The organism is Microlunatus capsulatus (assembly GCF_017876495.1).
In the GTDB taxonomy this organism is placed as follows: Bacteria; Actinomycetota; Actinomycetes; order Propionibacteriales; family Propionibacteriaceae; genus Microlunatus; species Microlunatus capsulatus.
In genome coordinates this window covers 2,153,375-2,175,378 of sequence record NZ_JAGIOB010000001.1, presented here as the reverse complement: position 1 = coordinate 2,175,378, position 22,004 = coordinate 2,153,375, and the positions used below count along the sequence as shown (strand labels likewise).

22 protein-coding genes and 1 pseudogene are annotated in these 22,004 nt (G+C 74.2%); 16 read left to right on the top strand and 7 right to left on the bottom strand.

Annotation, left to right across the window (positions count from 1 at the left end; genetic code table 11):
- Positions 1 to 163 precede the first annotated feature (163 nt).
- Positions 164 to 598 carry an Lrp/AsnC family transcriptional regulator gene (locus JOF54_RS10025; RefSeq protein WP_307804017.1) on the bottom strand — a complete coding sequence of 145 codons (435 nt, stop codon included), beginning with the start codon at positions 596 to 598 and terminating at the stop codon, positions 164 to 166.
- A gap of 57 nt (positions 599 to 655) precedes the next feature.
- On the opposite strand from JOF54_RS10025, the gene ddaH reads away from it, so the two are divergent.
- The 4 genes from ddaH to JOF54_RS21910 all read left to right on the top strand — a co-directional run bounded on the left by ddaH (position 656) and on the right by JOF54_RS21910 (position 4,962).
- Positions 656 to 1,546, top strand: coding sequence for a dimethylargininase (gene ddaH / locus JOF54_RS10020; RefSeq protein WP_210055250.1), 891 nt, complete (start codon positions 656 to 658; stop codon positions 1,544 to 1,546).
- The gene (rocD, locus tag JOF54_RS10015; protein ID WP_210055249.1) at positions 1,543 to 2,811 is read left to right on the top strand and encodes an ornithine--oxo-acid transaminase; all 1,269 of its coding nucleotides are present in this window, start codon (positions 1,543 to 1,545) and stop codon (positions 2,809 to 2,811) included. The genes ddaH and rocD overlap by 4 nt, the downstream gene beginning before the upstream one ends.
- Before the next feature lie 76 nt (positions 2,812 to 2,887).
- Positions 2,888 to 3,628 (top strand): GAF and ANTAR domain-containing protein, encoded by a 741-nt coding sequence (locus JOF54_RS10010; RefSeq protein WP_210055247.1) that lies wholly within the window; start codon positions 2,888 to 2,890, stop codon positions 3,626 to 3,628.
- 227 nt (positions 3,629 to 3,855) lie between these two features.
- On the top strand, positions 3,856 to 4,962 hold the full coding sequence (locus JOF54_RS21910) for an iron-containing redox enzyme family protein (protein WP_210055245.1): 1,107 nt from the start codon (positions 3,856 to 3,858) through the stop codon (positions 4,960 to 4,962).
- A 13-nt stretch (positions 4,963 to 4,975) separates the two neighbouring features.
- On the opposite strand, the gene JOF54_RS10000 is transcribed toward JOF54_RS21910, so the two are convergent.
- On the bottom strand, positions 4,976 to 7,465 hold the full coding sequence (locus JOF54_RS10000) for a phosphoketolase family protein (RefSeq protein WP_245358038.1): 2,490 nt from the start codon (positions 7,463 to 7,465) through the stop codon (positions 4,976 to 4,978).
- Between the two features lie 94 nt (positions 7,466 to 7,559).
- Positions 7,560 to 8,852, bottom strand: a complete 1,293-nt coding sequence (locus tag JOF54_RS09995; protein ID WP_210055243.1) for an MFS transporter — start codon at positions 8,850 to 8,852, stop codon at positions 7,560 to 7,562.
- Positions 8,853 to 8,986: 134 nt separating this feature from the next.
- On the opposite strand from JOF54_RS09995, the gene JOF54_RS09990 reads away from it, so the two are divergent.
- On the top strand, positions 8,987 to 9,391 hold the full coding sequence (locus JOF54_RS09990; RefSeq protein WP_210055241.1) for an FAD synthase family protein: 405 nt from the start codon (positions 8,987 to 8,989) through the stop codon (positions 9,389 to 9,391).
- An 82-nt stretch (positions 9,392 to 9,473) separates the two neighbouring features.
- Here JOF54_RS09990 and JOF54_RS09985 read toward each other — a convergent pair whose 3' ends face one another.
- Entirely contained in the window at positions 9,474 to 9,659 is a 186-nt protein-coding gene (locus JOF54_RS09985; protein ID WP_210055239.1) for a CsbD family protein, read from the bottom strand.
- Positions 9,660 to 9,911: 252 nt separating this feature from the next.
- Between JOF54_RS09985 and JOF54_RS09980 the strand changes: the two genes are divergently transcribed.
- Together JOF54_RS09980 and JOF54_RS09970 are read left to right on the top strand one after the other, a co-directional pair.
- On the top strand, positions 9,912 to 10,661 hold the full coding sequence (locus tag JOF54_RS09980; protein WP_210055237.1) for a TetR/AcrR family transcriptional regulator: 750 nt from the start codon (positions 9,912 to 9,914) through the stop codon (positions 10,659 to 10,661).
- A pseudogene (locus tag JOF54_RS09970) lies at positions 10,658 to 11,196 on the top strand (DUF6328 family protein). The gene JOF54_RS09980 and the pseudogene JOF54_RS09970 overlap by 4 nt, the downstream one beginning before the upstream one ends.
- Before the next feature lie 19 nt (positions 11,197 to 11,215).
- Here JOF54_RS09970 and JOF54_RS09965 read toward each other — a convergent pair.
- Positions 11,216 to 11,410 (bottom strand): hypothetical protein, encoded by a 195-nt coding sequence (locus JOF54_RS09965; protein ID WP_210055232.1) that lies wholly within the window; start codon positions 11,408 to 11,410, stop codon positions 11,216 to 11,218.
- A gap of 63 nt (positions 11,411 to 11,473) precedes the next feature.
- Between JOF54_RS09965 and JOF54_RS09960 the strand changes: the two genes are divergently transcribed.
- From JOF54_RS09960 to JOF54_RS09920, 9 genes are all read left to right on the top strand, one after another.
- On the top strand, positions 11,474 to 12,055 hold the full coding sequence (locus JOF54_RS09960) for a MarR family winged helix-turn-helix transcriptional regulator (protein WP_210055230.1): 582 nt from the start codon (positions 11,474 to 11,476) through the stop codon (positions 12,053 to 12,055).
- 78 nt (positions 12,056 to 12,133) lie between these two features.
- Positions 12,134 to 12,337 carry a hypothetical protein gene (locus JOF54_RS09955; protein WP_210055228.1) on the top strand — a complete coding sequence of 68 codons (204 nt, stop codon included), beginning with the start codon at positions 12,134 to 12,136 and terminating at the stop codon, positions 12,335 to 12,337.
- Positions 12,338 to 12,380: 43 nt separating this feature from the next.
- On the top strand, positions 12,381 to 13,544 hold the full coding sequence (locus JOF54_RS09950; protein WP_210055226.1) for a MalY/PatB family protein: 1,164 nt from the start codon (positions 12,381 to 12,383) through the stop codon (positions 13,542 to 13,544).
- A 233-nt stretch (positions 13,545 to 13,777) separates the two neighbouring features.
- On the top strand, positions 13,778 to 15,331 hold the full coding sequence (locus JOF54_RS09945) for a sugar ABC transporter ATP-binding protein (RefSeq protein WP_307804013.1): 1,554 nt from the start codon (positions 13,778 to 13,780) through the stop codon (positions 15,329 to 15,331).
- A 105-nt stretch (positions 15,332 to 15,436) separates the two neighbouring features.
- A complete protein-coding gene (locus JOF54_RS09940) occupies positions 15,437 to 16,465 on the top strand; it encodes an ABC transporter permease (RefSeq protein ID WP_210055224.1) in 1,029 nt (342 codons plus the stop codon).
- A 26-nt stretch (positions 16,466 to 16,491) separates the two neighbouring features.
- On the top strand, positions 16,492 to 17,532 hold the full coding sequence (locus tag JOF54_RS09935; protein WP_210055222.1) for a sugar ABC transporter substrate-binding protein: 1,041 nt from the start codon (positions 16,492 to 16,494) through the stop codon (positions 17,530 to 17,532).
- 107 nt (positions 17,533 to 17,639) lie between these two features.
- Positions 17,640 to 18,794 (top strand): Gfo/Idh/MocA family protein, encoded by a 1,155-nt coding sequence (locus JOF54_RS09930; RefSeq protein ID WP_245358036.1) that lies wholly within the window; start codon positions 17,640 to 17,642, stop codon positions 18,792 to 18,794.
- Between the two features lie 24 nt (positions 18,795 to 18,818).
- On the top strand, positions 18,819 to 19,406 hold the full coding sequence (locus JOF54_RS09925) for a DNA-3-methyladenine glycosylase (protein WP_210055220.1): 588 nt from the start codon (positions 18,819 to 18,821) through the stop codon (positions 19,404 to 19,406).
- The gene (locus tag JOF54_RS09920; RefSeq protein WP_210055218.1) at positions 19,403 to 20,284 is read left to right on the top strand and encodes an aminoglycoside phosphotransferase family protein; all 882 of its coding nucleotides are present in this window, start codon (positions 19,403 to 19,405) and stop codon (positions 20,282 to 20,284) included. Before JOF54_RS09925 ends, JOF54_RS09920 begins: the two co-directional genes overlap by 4 nt.
- 7 nt (positions 20,285 to 20,291) lie before the next feature.
- Here JOF54_RS09920 and JOF54_RS09915 read toward each other — a convergent pair whose 3' ends face one another.
- Together JOF54_RS09915 and JOF54_RS09910 are read right to left on the bottom strand one after the other, a co-directional pair.
- Positions 20,292 to 21,680 carry a mercuric reductase gene (locus tag JOF54_RS09915; RefSeq protein WP_210055215.1) on the bottom strand — a complete coding sequence of 463 codons (1,389 nt, stop codon included), beginning with the start codon at positions 21,678 to 21,680 and terminating at the stop codon, positions 20,292 to 20,294.
- Between the two features lie 65 nt (positions 21,681 to 21,745).
- The gene (locus JOF54_RS09910; protein WP_210055213.1) at positions 21,746 to 21,910 is read right to left on the bottom strand and encodes a hypothetical protein; all 165 of its coding nucleotides are present in this window, start codon (positions 21,908 to 21,910) and stop codon (positions 21,746 to 21,748) included.
- Between the last annotated feature and the right edge of the window lie 94 nt (positions 21,911 to 22,004).

Below are 22,004 nucleotides of genomic sequence, written 5' to 3'. Positions count from 1 at the left end.
CGTCGTGCGGCCCCCCGGGTCGTTGAACTCTGCACGACCTGCGGCGCGTGAGAACCTAACGCATCGCGCGCCGGGATCTTCCGTCGTGACCCGCGGGGGCGGGTCCGCCGACGATCCTGCCACCTCCGCCGCCGGGGTCGGGCCCGGGCTGCCGAGTTGTGACCTACAGGTGCGAGAGGACGACGGCCGAGCGGGTGCGGCTGACGCCCGGGTGGTTGCGGATGACCCCCAGCACCTTCTCGAAGTGGGCCGCGTCGGAGGCGCGCACCAGCAGGATGCCGTCGGCCTCGCCGGTGACGGTGTAGGCCTCGCTGACCTCGGGGATGCTGAGGGCCAGCTCGCGCATCCCGTCCGGGGGGACGCGGCCCTCGCAGTACAGCTCGACGAACGCCTCGATCGTCCAGCCCAGCGCCGTCGGCTCGATCTCGGCGGTGAACCGGCGGATGACGCCCTCGGCGCGCAGCCGGTCGACCCGCCGCTTGGTGGCCGCCGTGGACAGCCCGACGCGGGTGCCGAGGGCGGCGAAGCTCTCGCGGCCGTTCTCGACCAGGCGAGCAATGATGTTGCGGTCGAGGTCATCAAGACGCAATGGATGCACCCCAAGTTCCTACATCGCGGACCATGTGTTGCGCAAGAGTCGACCTAAACTCGGCCCATGACGTCGAGCGTGCTGACCCGGCCGGAGGCCGCCCTGCGGCGGGCCTCGCCGCGGCACTACCTGATGTGCCCGCCCACCTCCTTCGACGTCCTCTACGCCATCAACCCGTGGATGCACCCGGGCGCCCCGGTCGACCGCGGCCGGGCGCTGGCCCAGTGGAGCGCCCTGGTGGAGGCCTACCGCGCGGCCGGCCACCGCGTCGACCTGCTGGACCCCGTCGAGGGCCTGCCCGACATGGTGTTCGCCGCCAACGGCGCCACCGTCGTCGACGGCCACGTCCTGCAGGCGCGCTTCGCCACCCCGCAGCGGGCTGCCGAGGCCGCGTCCCACGGCGCCTGGCACGCCGCCCGGCTGGGCGGCTCCGGCGTCGTCACCGCCCCGGTCGCCGTCAACGAGGCCGAGGGCGACTTCGCCGTGCTGTCCGACCGCGTGCTGGCCGGCCACGGCTTCCGGACCAGCCCCGACGCCCACGCCGAGCTCGCCCGGCTGACCGGCCGGGAGGTCGTCAGCCTCGAGCTGGTCAGCCCGGTCTACTACCACCTCGACGTCGCGCTCACGGTGCTCGACGACCGCGCCGACCACATCGCCTACCACCCGGCCGCCTTCAGCCCGGCCAGCCGGCAGCGGCTGGCCGCGCTGTTCCCCGACGCCGTGCTGGCCACCGCGGCCGACGCGGCGTGCCTGGGCCTCAACGCCGTCAGCGACGGCCTGCACGTCTGGCTGCCCGCCGGCGCCCCGCACCTCGTCGGCGCGCTGGCCGCCGCCGGCTACCGCCCCGTCGAGGTCGACGTCTCCGAGCTGCTCCTGGGCGGCGGCGGCGTCAAGTGCTGCACGCAGGAGATCCGACCCACCCGTCCCACCACCCCCTCCGGAGGTACCCCGCGATGACCGTCCTCGACGAGCGCACCCGTACGCCCGACCGCCCCGCGCCCTCGCCGGCCGCGGCCCTGCTGGCGGCCGAGGACGCCCACGTGGCGCACAACTACCACCCGTTGGGGGTGGTGGTCGCCTCCGGCTCCGGCGCCGTGCTCACCGACGTCGACGGCGTCGAGCACCTCGACTTCCTCTCGGCCTACTCCGCCACCAACTTCGGCCACGGCCACCCCGCGCTGCTCGCCGCCGCGCGCGCGCAGCTGGACCGCGTCACGCTGACCTCCCGCGCCTTCCACCACGACCAGCTGGCCCCGTTCGCCGAGGCGCTCGCGGCCCTGGTCGGCAAGGAGGTGGTGCTGCCGATGAACACCGGGGCGGAGGCGGTGGAGTCCGCGGTCAAGGTCGCCCGCAAGTGGGGCTACGAGGTCAAGGGCGTGCCCGACGGGCGGGCCACGATCGTCGTCGCCAGCGGCAACTTCCACGGCCGGACCACGACGATCGTCAGCTTCTCCGACGACCCGGACGCCCGCGACCACTTCGGGCCCTACACCCCGGGCTTCGTCACCGTCCCCTACGGTGACCTGGCCGCGCTGGAGGCGGCGCTGACCGACGACGTGGTGGCGGTGCTGCTGGAGCCGATCCAGGGCGAGGCCGGCGTCCGGATCCCGCCGCCGGGCTACCTGGCCGGCGTCCGCGAGGTGACGCGGGCCCGGCGGGTGCTGTTCATCGCCGACGAGATCCAGTCCGGCCTGGGCCGCACGGGGACGACGCTGGCCTGCGAGCACGAGGGCGTCGTGCCCGACGTGTACCTGCTGGGCAAGGCGCTCGGCGGCGGCATCGTGCCCGTCTCGGCCGTCGTCGCCGACCGCGACGTGCTGGGCGTGCTCCGGCCGGGCCAGCACGGCAGCACCTTCGGCGGCAACCCGCTGGCCTGCGCCGTCGGCCGCGCCGTCGTCGAGCTGCTCGCCACCGGTGAGCCCCAGCAGCGGGCCACCCGGCTGGGGGAGCGGATGCGCGCCCGGCTGGAGGCGATGGTGGGGCACGGCCTGGTGGCGGTCCGGGTGCGCGGCCTCTGGGCCGGCGTGGACGTCGACCCGGCCCTGGCCACGGGGCGCGAGGTCTGCGAGGCGCTCGCCCGCCGGCACGTGCTGGCCAAGGACACCCACGGCTCCACCCTGCGGCTCGCCCTGCCGCTGGTCATCACCGAGGAGCAGCTGGACCACGGACTGGACCAGCTGGCCGCCGTCCTCGCCGAGCTGGCCGGCGCCGCGCGGGGCTGAGCCGCCGCCCGCGGTGGCCGCCGCGTTGGTCCGCGTCTGGCATGCTGGCGCGGTTCGAGACGCGAGGAGGACGTGGGTGGCGGGTACGGGTCAGGTGCAGCAGGACGAGGACGGCGCGGCCGCGCACGCCCTGGTGCCGCTGCTGGTGGACTACCTCGAGGACCTGGCCGGCCGCACGGCCGCCAAGCTGGGCGACGTGGCGGGGGTGGCCGTCACCTTCGGCCTCGACACCACGCCGATCACCATCGGCTCCAGCAGCGACCTGGCGCTGGAGGTCGACCTGCTGCAGTACTCCATCGGGACCGGTCCGTGCCTGCACGCGCTGCAGTCGGGTGAGGGCCTCTACGTCCCCGACCTCGGTGCCGACGACCGGTGGGGCGACTACGGACCCCGGGCCGCCGCCCGCGGCGCCGCCTGCTGCCTCTCGGTCCCGGTGCACGTCGACGACCGGCCGGCGGCGGTGCTCAAGGTCTACGACTCCCGGCTCGACGGCGTCAGCGCCGCCCAGCGCGAGCTCGTCGAGCGGACGGCGCTGGACGTGGCCGGCGGCATCGGGCTGGCCCTGCACCTGGTGCGGCAGGCGCGCGAGCTCGACGACCGGGCGGCGGCGATGGACCGCCGGCGCCGGATCGACATGGCGCTCGGGATGCTCATGGAGCGCAACGGCAGCAGCGCCGACGCGGCCTTCGACCTGCTCCGCCGCTACTCGCAGAACTACAACATCCGGCTGCACGCCGCCGCCGGCCAGGTGGTCGCGGCGGCCGACCCCGCGCTGGCGGAGGCCCCGGCCCCCTTCCAGGTCGACGCCGCCTCCTGACCGGTGCCCCGGGCGGGTTCCGCTCCCGGCGACATCCGCGTCGCGTCCTCCGCGGCGCGACCGCGCTAACCTGACCCCACGCCTCTTCAGCACGGAGGGGGCAGCGGGCCGGTGACCCCGGCCCGGACCGGCGCGGCTGCGCCGGCTCCCCACCCGGTCGCCGGGCGGTCTGCCCTTCTGCGCCCGGGACCCGCCCTCGGCCGGGACTCCCCCGAGAGGACGTCCGCGTGGCACCCCCCGACCACCCGACCGCCGCCCCGGCCGTTCCCGCCGGCACCGCCGCCGTCGTGGACCCGCCCGCCCCGCTCCCCGCCCCGCGCGGGCCCGTCAGCGCCGCCCTGCTGCACCTGCTCCGGCGCCGCCCCTGGGAGGTCCGGGTGGGCGACGCCCTGTGGTGGGACGGCCTGCTGGGCGAGGCGCTGGCCGACGACGACCTCCAGCTGGCGCTGCACTGCGTCTACGAGCTGCACCACCGCGGCCTGGCCGGCGTGCCGGAGGAGTGGGAGTGGCAGCCCGACCTGCTGCGCGCCCGGCAGGAGTGGGAGCAGCTGGTGCTGGCCGCACTGGAGAGCGAGGTCGGCGCGCCGCACAGCCTGCGCCAGCGCGGGCTGGAGGCGACCGTCTCCCGCGTCGTCGCCCTCGGCCGCCGCGACGACCTCACCGCCTCCCCGGCGGAGCACCTGGTGCGCGAGGGCACCGCCGAGCAGCTGCGCGAGCTGCTGGTGCACCGCGCCCCCGCCGAGCTGCGGGCCGGCGACGGCTACGCCTGGACGCTGCCGCGGCTCTCGGGGGAGCCCAAGGTGGCGCTGGCCGAGCTGGAGGCGCAGACCTGGGGACGCGGCCGGCTGCCGCTGATGCGCGCCGAGCTGTACCGGGAGCTGCTGCGGTCCTGGGGGCTGGGCACCGGCTACGGGGAGCACGTCGACCGGCTGCCCGGGGTGACGCTGCTGACCACCAACCTCGTCACCCTGCTGGGCCTGCAGCGGCGCTGGCGGGGCGCCGCGCTGGGCCACCTCGCGTGCACCGAGGTGATGGCCCCGCTGGCGACGGCCCGCTTGGCCCGCGGCCACCGCCGCCTCGGCGGCAGCGAGGAGGGCGGCCGCTGGTTCGACGAGCAGCTGGGCGCCGAGCCGCGGCGCGAGGACCTGGCGGCCACCGACGCCGTCGGCGCGCTCCTCTCGGCCGAGCCGGGGCTGGGCGGCGACGTCGTCTTCGGCGCGGCCAGCGCCCGCTACGTCGCCGACCTGCAGGCGGCCCACGTGCTGCCGCGCTGGTACCGCGACCTCAGCTCGCTCCGCGACCCCGACGACGCCCGGGACGACGTCGCGCGCTGACCCCGCCCCCGCGTCAGGCCTGCCCGGTCGCGCCCGGCCACGTCCACTCCGCCACCTCGGGCAGGTCGACGCCGTGCTCGCGGGTCCAGGTCCGCGCCCGCAGCCGGGTGTCGACCATCTCCTGGCGCAGCCCCGCCGCCCGGGAGCGCAGCGCGGGCACGCGGTCGATGACGTCGACGACCAGGTGGTACCGGTCGAGGTCGTTGAGCATCACCATGTCGAACGGCGTCGTCGTCGTGCCGTTCTCCTTGTAGCCGCGGACGTGCAGCTGCGCGTGGTTGGTCCGGCGGTAGGTGAGCCGGTGCACCAGCCAGGGGTAGCCGTGGAAGGCGAAGATCACCGGCTTGTCGGCGGTGAAGAGGGTGTCGAACTCCGAGTCCGGCAGCCCGTGCGGGTGCTCGGACTCCGGCAGCAGCCGCATGAGGTCGACGACGTTGACCACCCGGACCCGCAGGTCCGGCAGCCGCTCGCGCAGGAGGGCGGCGGCGGCGAGGGTCTCCAGCGTCGGGATCTCGCCCGCGCAGGCCAGCACGACGTCGGGGTCGCTGCCCGTCTCGTCGCCGTGGCCCGCCCACTCCCAGATCCCGGCGCCGCGGGCGCAGTGCAGGGCCGCGTCCTGCACCCCCAGCCAGTCGGCCTGCGGCTGCTTGCCGGCCACGACGACGTTGACGTAGTGCCGCGAGCGCAGGCAGTGGTCGTAGGTCGAGAGCAGGGTGTTGGCGTCCGGCGGCAGGTAGACCCGGACGATCTCGGGCTTCTTGTTGAGCACGACGTCGAGGAAGCCCGGGTCCTGGTGGGTGAACCCGTTGTGGTCCTGGCGCCAGACGTGGCTGGACAGCAGGTAGTTGAAGCTGGCGATCGGGCGGCGCCAGTCGACCTCGGCGCTGGCCTGCAGCCACTTGGCGTGCTGGTTGAACATCGAGTCGACGATGTGGATGAAGGCCTCGTAGCAGGTGAACAGGCCGTGCCGCCCGGTCAGCAGGTAGCCCTCGAGCAGGCCCTGGCACATGTGCTCGCTGAGCACCTCCACCACCCGGCCCTGCCGGTCCAGCCGCTCGTCGAACTCCCCGATCTCGGCCTGCCAGCTGCGGCCGGTGACGTCGAGGATGTCCTGCAGCCGGTTGGAGGCCAGCTCGTCGGGGGCGAAGGTGAGGAAGCTCGTCGGGTTCAGCCGGGTGACCTCGGCCAGCCAGCGGCCCAGCACCCGGGTGGCCTCGTGGTCCGTCGAGCCGGGGGTGCCGACCTCGACGCCGAAGTCGCGCCAGTCCGGCAGCCGCAGGTCGCGCAGCAGCAGCCCGCCGTTGGCGACGGGGTTGGCGCTCATCCGGGCGTCGCCCTCGGGGTTCTGCTCCAGCAGCTCCGCGACCGGCGCCCCGTCCTCGTCGAACAGCTCCTCGGGCCGGTAGGAGCGCAGCCACTGCTCCAGCACCGCCCGGTGCGTGCCGTCGGTGCGGGCCGCGGGCAGCGGCACCTGGTGCGCCCGGAACGTGCCCTCGACCTGCTGGCCGTCGACCACCGGCGGGCAGGTCCAGCCCTTGGGGGTGCGCATGACGATCATCGGCCAGCGGCGGCGGCCGTCCTCGGGGCCGGCGTCGCCGCCGGCCGCCCGGGCGACCCGCTGGATCTCGGCGATGCCGTCCAGGCACGCCTCCATCGCGGCGGCCATGTCCTGGTGCACCTGCGCCGGGTCGGAGCCGGCGACCACGTGCGGCTCGTAGCCGTAGCCGCGCAGCAGCGTCTCCAGCTCCTCCTGCGGGATCCGGGCCAGCAGCGTCGGGTTGGCGATCTTGTACTCGTTGAGGGCCAGCACCGGCACCACGGCGCCGTCGCGGGCGGGGTTGACGAACTTGTTGGCGTGCCAGCTGCCGGCCAGCGGCCCGGTCTCGGCCTCGCCGTCGCCGACGACGCAGAAGACGGTGAGGTCGGGATTGTCCAGGGCGGCGCCGAAGGCGTGCAGCAGCGAGTAGCCCAGCTCGCCGCCCTCGTGGAAGGAGCCCGGGGTCTCGGGCGCGGCGTGGCTGGGAACCCCGCCGGGGTAGGAGAACTGGTGGAAGAACGCCTGCATGCCCTCGGCGTCGCGGGGGATGTGGCTGTAGAGCTCGGAGTAGGTGCCCTCGATCCAGCCGCAGGCGTTGGGCCCGGGGCCGCCGTGGCCCGGGCCGGCGACGAAGACCGCGCTCAGCCCGCGGTCGCGGATCAGCCGGTTCGCGTGGGCGTAGACGAGGTTGAGGCCCGGCACGGTCCCGAAGTGCCCGAGCAGGCGGGGCTTGACGTGCTCGGCCTGCAGCGGCTCGCGCAGCAGCGGGTTGTCCTTGAGGTAGATCTGCCCGACGGCGAGGTAGTTCGCCGCCCGCCACCAGGCGTCGAGCCGGCGCAGCGCGTCCGGGTCGAGCGGACCGGTGGCGTCGCCGAGGGTGTAGGCCTCCGGGGCGACGGTCTCGCCGCCGGTGCCGCCCTCGTTGTCGGCGGCGGTGTCGCCGCCCATGCTGGCGAGCTGGGTCATCGTGCTCCTCCGTGCGCTGGGACCGACCGGCCGGGAGCCGGCGGTCCTCGCCCGCCCCCGGGGTCCCACCGTCTCAGACGGCCGGGAGGCCCGCCTAGGGGGTCGGGGCCAGCGCGTCGTAGCGCAGGAAGCGGCGCTGCAGCCCCACGACGAGGGTCAGCACGACCATGCAGGTCAGCCCGCCGACGACGGCCGCCCAGCCCTCGCCGACCCAGCTGGACTCCGCGCCCAGCACGAGGTCGCCCAGCCGGGGGCCGCCCGCGACGACGACGATGAACACCCCCTGCAGCCGGCCCCGCATGTGGTCGGGCGTCGCGGACTGCAGGATCGTCTGGCGGAACACCGAGCTGACGGCGTCCGAGCCGCCGGCCAGGGCGAGGAACACCATGGCCACGACGAGGGCGCCGACGAGCACCTGGGCGGGCTGGTCGCGGCCGACGACGACCAGGACCACCCCGAACGCCGCCACCGAGGCCCCGAAGGCGAGGATCGAGCCGGTGATCACCTGGCCCTGGTGGCGCAGGCCCACCAGCCCGCCGGAGAAGACGCCGGCGAGCACGGCGCCGATCGCGTAGGCGGCGCTGAGCAGGCCCGTCGTCGTGGCGCCGCCGCCGAGGAACAGGACGCCGACGGCCGGGAACAGCACCCGGGGCATGGCGAAGACCATGGCGATGATGTCCACCACGAAGGTCATCCGGACGTTGGGCCGGGTCGCGAGGTAGTGCAGCCCCTCGACGATGGAGGCGAACCCGCGCCGGCTGCCGCGCTCGGGCGCCGAGCCGTCGGCGGTCAGCGGGGGCAGGTCCGGCAGCCGCCACAGCGCCCACAGGGCGAAGGTGAAGAGCAGGGCGTCGACGGTGTAGGCCGGCCCGAAGTCCCACACGGCCACCAGCAGGGCTCCGAGCAGCGGGCCGACGGTGAGGGCGACGTTGGTCTCGATGGTGGTGAGGACGTTGGCCGCCGGCAGCATCCGCGGCTCGACCAGCCGCGGGATGATCGAGGTCCGGGCCGGGTTGTTGATGGCGAACCCGGCCGACTGGACCGCGACTAGCGCGTACAGCAGCAGGACCGAGTCCACGTGCAGCCAGGCCTGCAGGGCCAGGGCCATGGTCACCACCCACAGCCCCAGCGACGACGCGAGCGCCACCCGCCGGCGGTCGTAGGCGTCCACCAGCGCGCCGCCGTAGAGGCCGAGCAGCACCAGCGGCACGAGCGCGCAGATGCCGAGCACGCCCACCGACAGCGTCGAGCCGGTGATCGCGTAGACCTGCAGGCCGACGGCGACGACGGTGAGCTGGGAGCCGAGGTTCGAGACGCCGAGGCCGATGACCAGGCGCCGGAACGGGGGGCTGGCGCGCAGCGGGGTCAGGTCGAGGAGCAGGGCCATGGCCGGGCCAATGTACGTCGTCGGGCTATCCACCCCGACCGCGCGCCGGTCCGCCCGTCTCGCGCCCCGAGCCGCCGGGGCGCCGCGGCCACTAGGGTGTCGGCGTCTCGTCCCCCACCGCCAGGAGCTCCACCATGACCACCGTGATCACCTTCGGCACCTTCGACGTGCTGCACGTCGGGCACGTCCGCGTGCTGAACCGCGCGGCGGCGCTGGGCGACCGGCTGGTGGTCGGGGTGTCCTCCGACGCGCTCAACTTCTCCAAGAAGGGCCGCAACCCGGTCTTCGACCAGGACGAGCGGACCGAGATCGTGTCCAACCTCAAGGTCGTCGACGCGGTGTTCGTCGAGGAGAGCCTGGAGCAGAAGCGGGAGTACGTGCTGGAGCACCGGGCCGACATCCTCGTCATGGGCGACGACTGGACCGGCAAGTTCGACTTCCTCAACGACGTCTGCCGCGTGATCTACCTGCCGCGCACCCCGTCGGTCTCCACGACGGCGATCATCGAGCACATCTCCGGCGGCGGCGCGGCCGGCTGAGGCCCGACCGGCGCCGGACGCAGGACGGCCTCCCCGTCGTCGACGAGGAGGCCGTGCGTGCTGCCCGCGTCAGCGGGGGACGTCAGCGCTTGAGGTCGTCCGCCGCGTCCTTGACCTCGCCGACGGCCTGCCGGGCGTTGCCTGAGGCCTGGTCGCCGTGGCCCTCGGCCTGCAGGTCCCGGTTGTCGGTGGCGTCGCCGGCCTTGGCCTTGGCGTCGCCCGCGAGCTCCTCGGCCTTGCCCTTGATCTTGTCGCCCAGTCCGCTCATGTCGGTCTCCTCACCTCCGCCGCACGACGAGTTCGCGCGGCACCGGCGGCGCGTCGTCCCTGGTCAGCAGGCCCGGCGGGAGCCGGGCGCCGAGGGGGCTCGGAGCCGTGAACTATGCTCCGAGGAAGTGACCGCGTCGTCTCCGCTCACTGTAGGCCGGGTCGTTTACCTTGTAAACAGCCGGGGTGGAGGGCCGGGGACGGCAGTGGTCGCGGCCGGGTGCCGAGCCCGGCCGAGACCTGCGAGGGACCCATGACACCGCACCAGCCCCAGCAGCCGAGCCCCACCGGCACGCTCGGTGCGCAACCGGCGGCGGGGCCGGAGAAGGCGATCACGCCGGGCGGCCGCCGCCCCCTGGACCGCCTGCTGATCCTGCGCGAGGCCGTCCGCTTCATCGACGCGCACGGCCGCGAGCGGCTGACCATGCGCCGGCTCGGGGCCGAGCTGGGCGTGGAGGCCATGGCGCTCTACCGCTACGTGCCCGGCCGCGACCAGCTGCTCGACGGCGTCGTCGAGACGGTGATGGACGAGCTGTACGGGCTCACGATGGAGCTGCAGCGACCGGGCACCTGGCAGGAGTTCCTCCAGCAGATGGCCCACGGCGTCCGGGCGATGGCCATGGAGCACCCCAAGATCTTCCCGCTGGTGGCCAGCCGGCCGCCGGCGGCGCCGTGGCTGCGACCGCCGCTGCGGAGCCTGCGCTGGGTCGAAGCCTTCCTGCAGGGGCTGCGGCACTACGGGATCAGCAACGAGGACAGCGTGCTGGTCTACCGCGCCTTCTCGACGTTCCTGCTGGGCCACCTGCTGCTGGAGTCGGCCACCTACGCGGTGGAGCCGCGGCTGGACGCGGCGAGCGACATCGAGTTCGTCGAGACCAACGACCTCGCCGCCTACCCGCTGGTCATGGAGCTCTCGCCGGAGCTGTCCCTCGACGCCTTCGACAACGAGTTCGAGGACTCCCTCGAGGAGCTGATCAACCGGATGGCCGTGGTCCCGCGGTGACGACGGGTGCCACCCGCCCGGAGCCGGGGGAGCCCGGGGCTGAGGCCGACGACGGCCGCGAGGAGTCGCCGAACCAGCGGCTGGACCGGAACTGGATCGAGATCCTGCAGGAGCTGCGGGTGACGCAGACCGGCACCCAGGTGCTCACCGGCTTCCTGCTGGCCGTCGCGTTTCAGCCCCGGTTCGACGACCTCGAGACCTACCAGCAGCGGATCTACCTCGGCTCGTGGTGGTCGCCGTGCTGACGACGGCGCTCGGGCTCGCGCCGGTCAGCCTGCACCGGGCGCTCTTCCGCCGCCGGGCCAAGACGTTGGTCGTCGCCGTCGGGCACCAGGTCCTGCGGCTCGTGCTGCTCGGGGTCGGGCTGGTGCTCGTCGGCACGGTCCTGCTGGTCTTCGACGTCGTGGTCGGGATGCCCGTGGCCGTCGTCGTGGCCGCGCTCACGGCCGTGGTGGTCGCCGCCCTCGGTGTCCTGCCGGGCCTGCTGCTCCGCCGGAGCGCGGCGGCCGAGCGGTCGTCGGCCCCGCCGACCTGACGCCGGCGGGTCGGGCCGCTCAGCGCCTGGCGGCGGCCCGTCGCTCCAGCCAGAGGGCCTTGCGCCGGTCGTGGTCCTTCTTCATCGCCACCCGCGGGTCGGCGTCGCCGTCCAGCGAGGCCGGTCCGAACACGTGCAGCAGCGTGTACTCGATCTCCCACCAGATCCGGTAGGGCAGCGAGTAGCCGTCACCCCGGGCCACCTTCTCCGTCACGTCGACTCCCGTCGGTCCGCGCCCCGCCGAGTGCTGAGGCCACGAACTGTTAGTGTACTAAGCATGACTGCGGAGCGACAGCGGGTGGAGCCCGCCGGCGACGTGAGCCCGGCCACGGAGCGCGACGCCGGCCGGGCTGGCGCGGGCGGCGGAGTGGGGGAGGGGCCCGACCTCCTCGAGCTCGAGCGCCAGGTCTGCTTCGCCCTGGCCGTGGCCTCCCGCAGCGTGATCAGCATCTACCGGCCGGTGCTGGAGCCGCTGCGGCTGACGCACCCCCAGTACCTGGTGATGCTGGCGCTGTGGCAGCACGCCCCGCTGCGGGTGGGGGAGCTGGGCCGGCTGCTGGCCCTGGAGCCCGCGACCCTCTCGCCGCTGCTCAAGCGGCTCGAGGCGGTCGGCTACCTCGAGCGGCGGCGCGAGCCGGGCGACGAGCGCGCCCTGCGGCTGACCCTCACCCCGGCGGGGGCCGCCCTGCGGGAGCAGGCGCTCGCGGTGCCCCGGACCGTGATGGAGCGGCTGCAGCTGGACGTGGCCGACGCCGAGCGGCTGCACGCGGCGCTCGCCGACGTCATCGGCCGGGCCCGGCGGGCCGGCGCGGACACCCCGCTCCCCGCGGCGGTGCCCGACGGCCAGCCGCTAGAGTGATCCCCGCGCGGCCCGGCCGCGCTCCGGAGGCGAAGACGACGGACGACCCCCGGGTCGCCGGACAGAGAGCGAGACACGATGCGACGAGCGATCGTCCTGCTGGTCCTCGGCGGGCTGTCGCTGGCCCTGTACGTCGTCGGCGTCGTCATGATGCTGACCACCAGCGGTGTGAACGACATCCCCACCCCCGGCTTCGGCGTCGTGGGCGGCGTGCTCGCCATGTTCGCCACGGTCGGGGTGTTCGTCACCGGCTTCGTGCTGATGGCCACCGAGCAGGACTGACCTCGCGGGCCGGTCGCCGGCCCGCGGGTGGCAGAGTCGGCCCGTGCCCACCGACCCCGCCCAGCCCTTCGACCGTCTGAGCCTGGACGCGCTGCGGCGGCGGCAGAGCCTCAAGTGGCGGGCGTACCCGCCCGACGTGCTGCCCCTCTTCGTGGCCGAGATGGACACCCTGCCCGCGCCGGCCGTGCGCGCCGCCCTCGACGAGGCGCTCGACCTCGGCGACACCGGCTACCCCTGGGGTCCGGGCTACGCCGAGGCCTACGCCGACGCCGCGCAGGCTGCCTGGGGCTGGCGCCCCGACCCCGCCGCGACCGCGCTGGTCGCCGACGTCATGACCGGCGTCGTCGAGGTGCTGGCCCTGGTCACGGGACCGGGCGACGCCGTCGTCATCGTGCCGCCGGTCTATCCGCCCTTCGCCGGCTTCGTCACCCACACCGGGCGCCGGCTCGTGGAGGCCCCGCTGGGCGTCGACGGCCGGCTGGACCTCGACGCGCTGGAGCGCGCCTGCGCCGACGCCGCCGCCGGCGGCCGCCGGGCGGCCCTGCTGCTGGCCAGCCCGCACAACCCCACCGGCACCGTGCACACCGCCGCCGAGCTCGCCGCCGTCGCCGCGCTGGCGGAGCGGCACGGGGTGCGGGTGGTGGTGGACGAGATCCACGCCCCGCTCACCCGCGTCGACGGGCCGGCCTTCACCCCCTACCTCGCCGTGCCCGGCGCCGAGCGGGGCTTCGTCGTCTTCTCCGCCTCCAAGGCCTGGAACCTGGCGGGCCTCAAGGCGGCGCTGGCGGTCGCGGGGCCGGGCGCCGCCGCCGAGCTGGCCGCGATGCCCGAGGTGGTCGGGCACGGCGCGAGCTCGCTGGGGGTGCTCGCCCACACCGCGGCCCTGCGCGGGGGCCAGGAGTGGCTGGCCGAGCACCGCGCGGGCCTCGACGCCCAGCAGCGCCTGCTGGGCCGGCTGCTGGCGGAGCACCTCCCGGCGCTCCGGTGGACCCCGCCGCAGGCCACCTACCTGGCCTGGCTGGACTGCCGGGCGCTGGACCTGCCCGCCGACCCGGCGGCCTTCTTCCTGGAGCACGCCCGGGTGGCGCTGGGCGTCGGGCCCGACTTCGGCACCGGCGGCGCCGGCCACGTCCGGCTGAACTTCGCGACCTCGACGGCGGTGCTCACCGAGGCCGTCGAGCGGATGGCCGCCGCCGTCGGCCGGTAGCCGACCGGACCGGACCGGCCTCGCGCAGGGCCCGCCGGAGCGCTCGCGGCGGGCGTCGGTAGAGTCCGCAGCCGGCCCGGTCGGCCGCGCGGCACGACCGTCGCGCGGGCCGGGCCGGTGCGGTGCCCGGTCGTCCGGCGTCGGCGCGTGCCCAGGGTGCGGCGGTGGTTGACTTCTGCCAGGGCAGGCTGTGTGCTGCATCACATGTTCGGCGAGCGAGGGAGCAGCAGACGGTGGTAGCGGTAGAGCGTGAGCACGAGCGGGCCGGGGAGCCTGCGGGCAAGCTCGCCTTCAAGGCCGTCGGGGTCAAGAAGCACTACCCCGGCGTGAAGGCCCTCGACGGCGTGGACCTCGAGGGCTACCGGGGGGAGGTGCTCGCCATCTGCGGCGCCAACGGCGCGGGCAAGTCCACCTTCGCGAAGCTGCTGGCCGGCGTCGAGACCCCGACCGACGGCGAGATCATGGTCGCGGGCTACGACCACCCGGTGCGCAACGCCGCCGAGGCGGAGCAGGCCGGGGTGCTGATGATGCACCAGGAGCCGCTGATCATCGACGACTTCACCGTCGGCGAGAACGTCTGGCTGTACAAGCTGCGCAGCGGCAAGGACATCCGCCCCTGGGCGCAGAAGGTGGACACCAACAGCGCCGAGACCAAGCAGGTCCTCCGCGACGTCGGGCTGGGCCACCTGCGCACCAACCAGCTCGCCGGCGACCTCGGCCCCGGCCAGCGCCAGATGCTCTCCCTGAGCCGCGCCGCGGTCAGCGAGCACAAGATCATGATCCTGGACGAGACCACGGCCTCCACCAGCGAGGAGCACTTCAAGGACATCCTCGACCTGGTCGCGCGGGAGAAGGCGGCCGGGACATCGATCATCTTCGTCTCGCACCGCCTCAACGAGGTGTTCGCCATGTGCGACCGCATCGCGGTGCTGCGCAACGGCAGCCTCGTCGACGTCCTCAAGACCTCCGAGACCGACCCGGACGCCATCACCACCCTGATGATCGGCCAGGCGCTGAAGGCGCTGGACCGGCCCGAGGCGGTCGACGTCACCGACGCCCAGCCGGTGGTCTCGGTCCGCGACCTCTGGGGCGGCACGGCCAAGGGGGTCTCGTTCGACGTCAACCCGGGCGAGATCGTCGGCCTGTACGGGCTGGTCGGTAGCGGCCGGTCCTCCGTCGCCCGCACCATCACGGGCCAGAAGCGCGCGGTCGAGGGCACCATCACGGTCCGCGGCCAGGAGGTCGTGCTCGACTCCCCGGGGACCGCCCTCAAGAAGGGCATCGCCTACCTCACCGAGGACCGCCGGCTCGAGGGCTTCGTCAAGGACTTCGACAACGGCGAGAACATGAGCCTGGTCGTGCTCCCGCAGATGTCGAAGGCCGGCGTCGTCGACGGCAAGCGGGAGAAGAAGCGCATCCGCGAGCTGATCAAGGAGTTCCAGGTCAAGGGCGGGCCGAAGACCTACACGAGCTCGCTCAGCGGCGGCAACCAGCAGAAGGTCGTCGTGGCCAAGTGGCTGGAGGCCGACCCCGACTTCGTCGTCCTCGACGAGCCGACCAAGGGCATCGACGTCGGCGCCCGGGCGAACATCTACCAGATCATCCACCGGGTCGCGGCCCGAGGGAAGGGCGTCCTGGTGGTCTCCAGCGAGGCCGAGGAGCTGCTCTCCCTCTGCCACCGCATCCTCGTGATGCGCAACGGCCGCGTGGTCGGGGAGTTCGACCCCGACGACGAGGGCACCGACACCGACGCGCTCATCCGCACGGCCCTGCACAGCGATGACTGACCGCAGCACCCCGGCGACGTCGGCGCGACCGCGCCGCGTCGTCCCCACCGCGCCCGGCGCGGCCCGACCCACCTCTTCCCCGACCGCAGACACAGGAGCCCGCGCATGACCGCCACGGCGACCGCCCCCACCTCGTCCCCCGAGCAAGCCGAGGAGAACCGCGGCAGCGCCGTGGTCGACTGGCTCAAGAGCCAGTACGCCCTCTACATCCTCGTCGCCCTCCTGCTGGTGGCCACCATCACGCGCGGGGCGGTCTTCTGGAGCGGCACCAACATCACCAACCTGCTGCTGCAGATGTCGATCATCGGCGTCGTGGTGATGGCCGAGCTCATCGTCGTCCTCACCGGCGGCATCGACATCAGCGTCGGCTCGGCCCTGGGCCTGGCCGCCGTCGTCGCGGCCGGCCTGTTCGGCGGCCCGTCGGTGCTGCTCGCGCTGGTCGTCGCCATCGTCATCGGCGGCATCGTCGGCGCGGTCAACGGCTGGCTGGTGGCCTTCCGCGGCCTGGAGCCCTTCATCGTGACGCTGGGCATGCTGGCCCTGGCCCGTGGCCTCGTCTACGCCTACGGCAACGGCATCCCGATCAACCCGGAGTCGGCCGACTCGTTCGCGAAGCTGGGGCAGTCGACGTTCATCGGCATCCCGGTGCTCGCCATCATCTGGCTCGTCGTCGTGGCCCTCATCGCGTTCCTGCTCTACCGCACCGTCTGGGGCCGCCGGGTCTACGCCATCGGCTCCAACATCAACGCGGCCCGCAGCTCGGGCATCCCGGTCAAGACCACGCTGTGGTCGGTCTACATCCTGGCCGGCCTGCTCGTCGGCCTGGGCGGCTGGATCTTCCTGGCCCGCTTCGCCAGCGGGACCTCGACCGCCGGCAACCTGCTGGAGCTGGAGGCCATCGCGGCCGTCGTCATCGGCGGCGCCCGGCTGGCCGGCGGCTACGGCAAGGTCTTCGGGGCCGTCGTCGGCACGATCATCTTCGCCGTGATCGCCAACCTCCTCTCGCTGCTCAACGTGTCGACGTTCCTCCAGGACGCCTTCCGCGGTGCGCTGATCCTGGTCGCGGTGACCCTGGCCACCGTCCAGTTCGCGCGCAAGCGCAAGGCCGACTCGACCACCCCCGCGTCCAAGTGACGCCGGTCCGACCCATGGAGACACCGATGATGAGGACCTCCCGGCTGCGGCGCGCCACCGGCGTCGTCGCCGCCGCGACCGCCCTGGCGGCGCTCAGCGCCTGCGGCTCGATCTACCCCTCGTCCGAGCCCGCGCAGGGCCCGGCCAACGGCATCAAGCCCGATGTCAGCGAGGTCGTCGTCGGCTTCGCCCAGCAGCAGCTGCAGGCGCCCTACTTCGCGGCCATGCAGGTGCAGTCGGAGCAGATCGCGAAGGAGCAGGGTTTCAAGCTGCTGTTCCAGGCGGCGAACAAGGACCCGGTCATCCAGATGAACCAGATGCAGGCGATGATCAGCCAGGGCGCCGACGTCCTGGTGGTCAACGCCACCAGCGTCAAGGGTCAGAAGGAGATGATGACCCAGATCGCCTCCCAGATCCCGGTCACCTACATCGACACCAGCGTCCCCGGCACGGGCATGACGAGCGTCCAGTCCGACAACCTGACGATCGGCCGCGAGTCGGGCAAGCTCACCGCCAAGCGCTTCAAGGACATGGGCAAGACCAGCATCACGATGGTGGTGCTCACCGGTCCGGCCACCGACGAGTTCGTCGGGCCCAACCGGCGGCAGGGCTTCCTGGACGGTCTCGAGGAGGGCGGCATGCCCTACGAGATCAAGGCCGAGCAGCCCGGGGACTACGCCCAGGACAAGGGCCAGGTGGCGGCCGAGACGATGCTGGCCGGCAACCCCGACATCGACCTGATCCTGGGGCTCAACGACTCCATGGCCCTCGGCGCGTACAACGTCGTCAACGGCAAGGACCAGTACAAGAACGTCTACGTCGCCGCGTCCGCCGACGGGCAGAAGGAGGCGCTGGCGCTGATCAAGCAGGGCGGCTGCGAGGGCCGGTACCTCTCGACCGGTCTGAACTCCCCGTCGCTGGCGGCGGAGGAGGCGCTGAAGATCTCCGTCGACGTCGCCACGGGCAAGTCCAAGCCCAGCGACTACAAGCCGGAGTCCTTCACCAAGGCGGTCGGCATCGGCTGCGAGAACATCGACGAGTACTACGACCCGAACAGCGTCTTCTGAGGCTGGGACGGACGGCGGACGGGCCCGGGGGAGCGATCCCCCGGGCCCGTCCGCGTCCCAGGACCCTCGTCCGCGGGGCCTCCTGCGGCACGCCCTAGGGTGTGGCCATGACTTCTTCGACGACGAAGCGCGTGGCGGTCCTCGGGGCGGGGATGATCGGCGAGGTGCACCGGCGCGCGGCCGTGCTGGCCGGCGCCGAGGTCGTCGGCGTGATGGCCTCCAGCCCCGAGCGCTCGCGCGAGGTGGCGGCCCGCTGGGGCGTCGAGCAGGCCTACGGCAGCATCGACGAGGTGGCCGCCGCCGGGCTCGACGCGGTGCACATCTGCACCCCCAACGCCTCGCACGTGCCGTTCGCGGTGCAGCTGATGGAGGCGGGCGTCCACGTGCTGTGCGAGAAGCCGCTCGGGGTCAGCGTCGAGGACGCCCGGCACGCCGCCGAGGTCGCCGCGCGCACCGGCGTCGTCAACACGATGCCCTTCGCCTACCGCTTCCACCCGATGGCCCGCGAGCTGCGCGCCCGGGTGCAGGACCCCGCCTTCGGCGCCGTCAACCTCGTGCACGGCACCTACCTGCAGGACTGGCTGCTGAGCCCGCTCTCGACCAGCTGGCGGGTGGACCCCGCGGCCGGGGGACCCTCGCGCGCCTTCGGCGACATCGGCTCGCACTGGTGCGACCTCGTCGAGTGGGTGACCGGGGACCGGATCGCCTCGCTGGTGGCCACCACCTCGATCAGCATCAAGCAGCGGCCCGCCGCCCTGCCGGCCGGCGCCGCCGCCTTCAGCACGGTCGAGAGCGACGCCCCGCTGGTCGACGTCACCACCGAGGACAGCGCCATCATCCTGTTCCGCACGGCGGCCGACGTCGCCGGCTCCGCGGTCATCACGCAGCTGGCCGCCGGCCGCAAGAACCGGCTGTGGGTCGAGGTCGACGGCATGCAGCAGAGCGCCGTCTTCGACCAGGAGCTGCCCGAGCAGCTGCTGCTCGGCGACGAGGAGGGCTACAAGACCCTGGTCCGCGACCCGCTGCACGGCTCCCCGGAGCAGCGCCGGCTGGCCACCCTGCCCGCCGGCCACGCCCAGGGCTACGCGCAGTGCTTCGAGGCCTACGTCGCCGACTCCTACGCCGCGATCGACGCCCACGCCGGGCACGGCGAGCGACCCCCGGGCCTGCCGACCTTCGCCGACGGGGCCCGCGCGGCCGCGATCTGCGACGCCATGCTGCGCTCCGCCGCCGGTCGGGAGTGGGTCGACGTCGTCGACTGAGGTGCCCGCGGCCGTCCTGGTGCGGTGCTCGTGACCGCCCTCGACGGGCCGGTCGAGCGGGTCGCGCCCACCCTGCTCGGCAGCCTGCTGCGGCACGGCGAGGTCGTCGTCCGGCTCACCGAGGTCGAGGCCTACGACGGCGCGGCCGACCCCGCCTCGCACGCCTTCCGCGGCCGCACCGCCCGCACCGAGGTGATGTTCGGCCCGCCCGGGCGGCTCTACGTCTACTTCTCCTACGGCATGCACTGGGCGGCGAACGTGGTCTGCGGGCCCGACGGGACGGCGTCCGGGGTGCTGCTGCGGGCCGGCGAGGTGGTCGAGGGGCTCGCGCTCGCGCGCTCGCGCCGGGGTCGCGCGTCCGACCGGGACCTGGCCCGCGGCCCCGGCCGGCTCACCCAGGCGCTGGGCATCACCGCCGACCACAAGGGGACGTCGGTCCTGGGTGGCGGGCCGGTGACGCTGGCCCTGGACCCCCCTCCGGCCGCGCGGGTGAGCGCCGGACCGCGCGTCGGGGTCTCCGCCGAGGCGGACCGGCCCTGGCGCTTCTGGCTCACCGGGGACCGCTTCGTCTCCGACTACAAGCGCAGCCCGCGCGCCCCCGCGCCGCCGTGATCACCGTGCCCCCCGCGCTGGTGCGCTGGCGGACCGGGCAGAGCGGCGACGTCGGCCGGCGCTGGCTGGACGGGCTGCCGGCGCGGGTCGCCGCGCTCTGCGCCGCCTGGGACCTCGTCGTCGAGGACACCCCGCCGCTGGCCGGGGCGCTCGCGCTGGTGGTGCTGGTGCGGCGCGGGGAGGAGCGGCTGGCGCTGCGCGTCCGCTGGCCCGAGCCGGGGCAGGACGCCGAGGTGGCGGCGCTGCGGGCCTGGGACGGCCGGGGGGCGGTGCGGCTGGTCGCCGTCGACCCGGCGGGCGACGCCCTGCTGCTCGAGCGGCTGGACCCGCACCGGACGCTGCGCGACCTGCCGGTGGAGCGGGCCGCCGTGGTCACCGGCCGGCTGCTGGCCGAGCTCTCCGTGCCCGCCCCGCCCGGCCTGCCGACGCTGGCCGCCTCCGCCGCGGCCTTCGTCGCGGGGGTCGCGGCGCGGGACACGGCTCTCGGCGGACCGGTCCCGGCCCGGGCGCTGGCCCGGGCCCGCGAGCTCGCGGCGACCCTGCCGACCGACGCCGGGCTGCTCGTGCACGGGGACCTGCACGGCGGCAATGTGCTGGCCGACGGCGCGGGTGGGTGGCGGGCCGTCGACCCGAAGCCGCTGGTCGGCGACCCGGCCGTCGCGCTTGCCGAGCCGCTGTGGACCCGCGCCGACGACGCCCCGAGCGCCGCCGACCTGCGCCGGGTGCTCCGGCTGGTGGCCGACGCCGCGGGCCTCGACCCCGACCAGGCCGCCGGCTGGACGGTCGTCCGCGCCGTCGACCACTGGCTGTGGGGCCTGGAGCACGGCCTCACCGAGGACCCGGTCCGCTGCGCCCGCCTCGTCGACGCCCTGGCCTGAGCGACCGTCAGTCGAGCGGCTGCAGCGAGGTCAGGATCGAGGGGATGTATTCGGCGACGGTCGGGTGGATCGGCAGGGCGTCGCGCAGCACGGGGTACCGGACGCCGGCCTGGATGGCCGTGCCGACCACCTGGATCACGTCGTCGGCCTGCAGCCCCAGGATCGTGGCGCCCAGCACCTCCTCGCTGTCGGCGTCGACGAGGATCCGCATGACGCCGGTGGTCTCGCTCTCCAGCCGCGCCCGGCTGACCCGCGCCATCGGCACCTCGGCCTTGAGCACCCGGCGGCCGGACTCGCGGGCCTGCGCGTCGTTCATCCCGACGCGGCCCAGCGGCGGGTCGGTGAACATCGCGTAGGTGGTGACGCGGCCGTCGACCGAGCGGGAGGGCTCCATCATGATCTGGCCGTCCTGGTAGGAGGTGTGGGTCCAGGCGCCGCGGCCGTTGACGTCGCCCAGCGCCCAGACGCCGGGGACCGAGGTCTGGAAGCGTCCGTCGGTGACGAAGAAGCCGTGGTCGTCGGTCTCGATGCCGTGCTCGCCCAGCAGGTCGGAGTTGGAGCGCCGGCCGACGGCCACCAGCAGGTGGCTGCCGGTGACGGTGCTGCCGTCGGCCAGCGTCACCTCGACGCCGCCGTCGGCGGGGGCGAACCGCTCGGTCCGCTGCTCCACCACGCGGATGCCCTCGTCGGTGAAGGTGCGGGTGAGGATCTCGCCGATGTCGGGGTCCTCGTGGCCCCCGATCCCGCTGCCCGCGACGATCGTCACCTCCGAGCCGAAGCGCCGGAACATCTGGCCGAACTCGCAGCCGAGGTAGCCCCCGCCGATGACCACCAGGTGCTCGGGCAGCGCGGTCAGGTTCAGCAGCTCCACCTCGGTGAGGACGTCGACGGTGTCGAGACCCGGCATCGGCGGCACTGAGGCGCGGGCGCCCACGTTGAGGTAGACCTGGCTGCTCGTCAGCCGGCGGCCGTCGACGGTGACGACGTGCTCGGCCCCGCTCGGGTCGGTGGTCAGGGTGGCGCGGCCGTGCACCAGCTCCAGGCCCTCCACGCCCTCGATGTAGTCCTGGAGGCCGTCGACCTCCTCCTCGATGATCTTGTGCACCCGGTCGATGGCGAAGCCGAAGTCCACCGTCACCTCACCGGTGTGCACGCCGTACTCGGCGGCCCGCCGGGCCTGGTGCGCGACGACGGCGCTGGCCCGCAGCGCCTTGGTCGGCTTGCACCCGTGGTTGAGGCAGGTCCCGCCGACGCGCTCCATCTCCACGAGGGCGACCCGGCCGTGCGCCGCGAGAGCCGCGGCGACGCCCGGTCCGGCCTGGCCGGCGCCGATGACGATCGCCGCGTAGGAGGTGGAGGTGTCGGCGTCCGTGCGCTCCGCCGCTGCTGCCGTCATGGCCGTTCCCTTCGTGGGTGGGGGTGTGCGGCTCACCCTAGCCACGCCCCGGCGGGCGGTCCGGGTCAGGAGCGCCGCACCACCGGGCCGGGCGGCCACCACGGCCGCTCACCCGGACCGGCGGCCGCGCGGACCCGCCGCTGCAGCGCCTCGTCGGCGCGGCGGTGGCGCACCTCGAGGGCGAGCACGAGGGCGGTGAGGAGCAGCAGCAGGAGCAGGAACCCGGTCATGGACCTCACCCTGGCGGGGGTCGGTCGGACCCGGGGAGTGGCTGCTCTGCCGTGGTGCGGAGGAATCCTGCCAACTCCCTGCCGATTGGCCAGG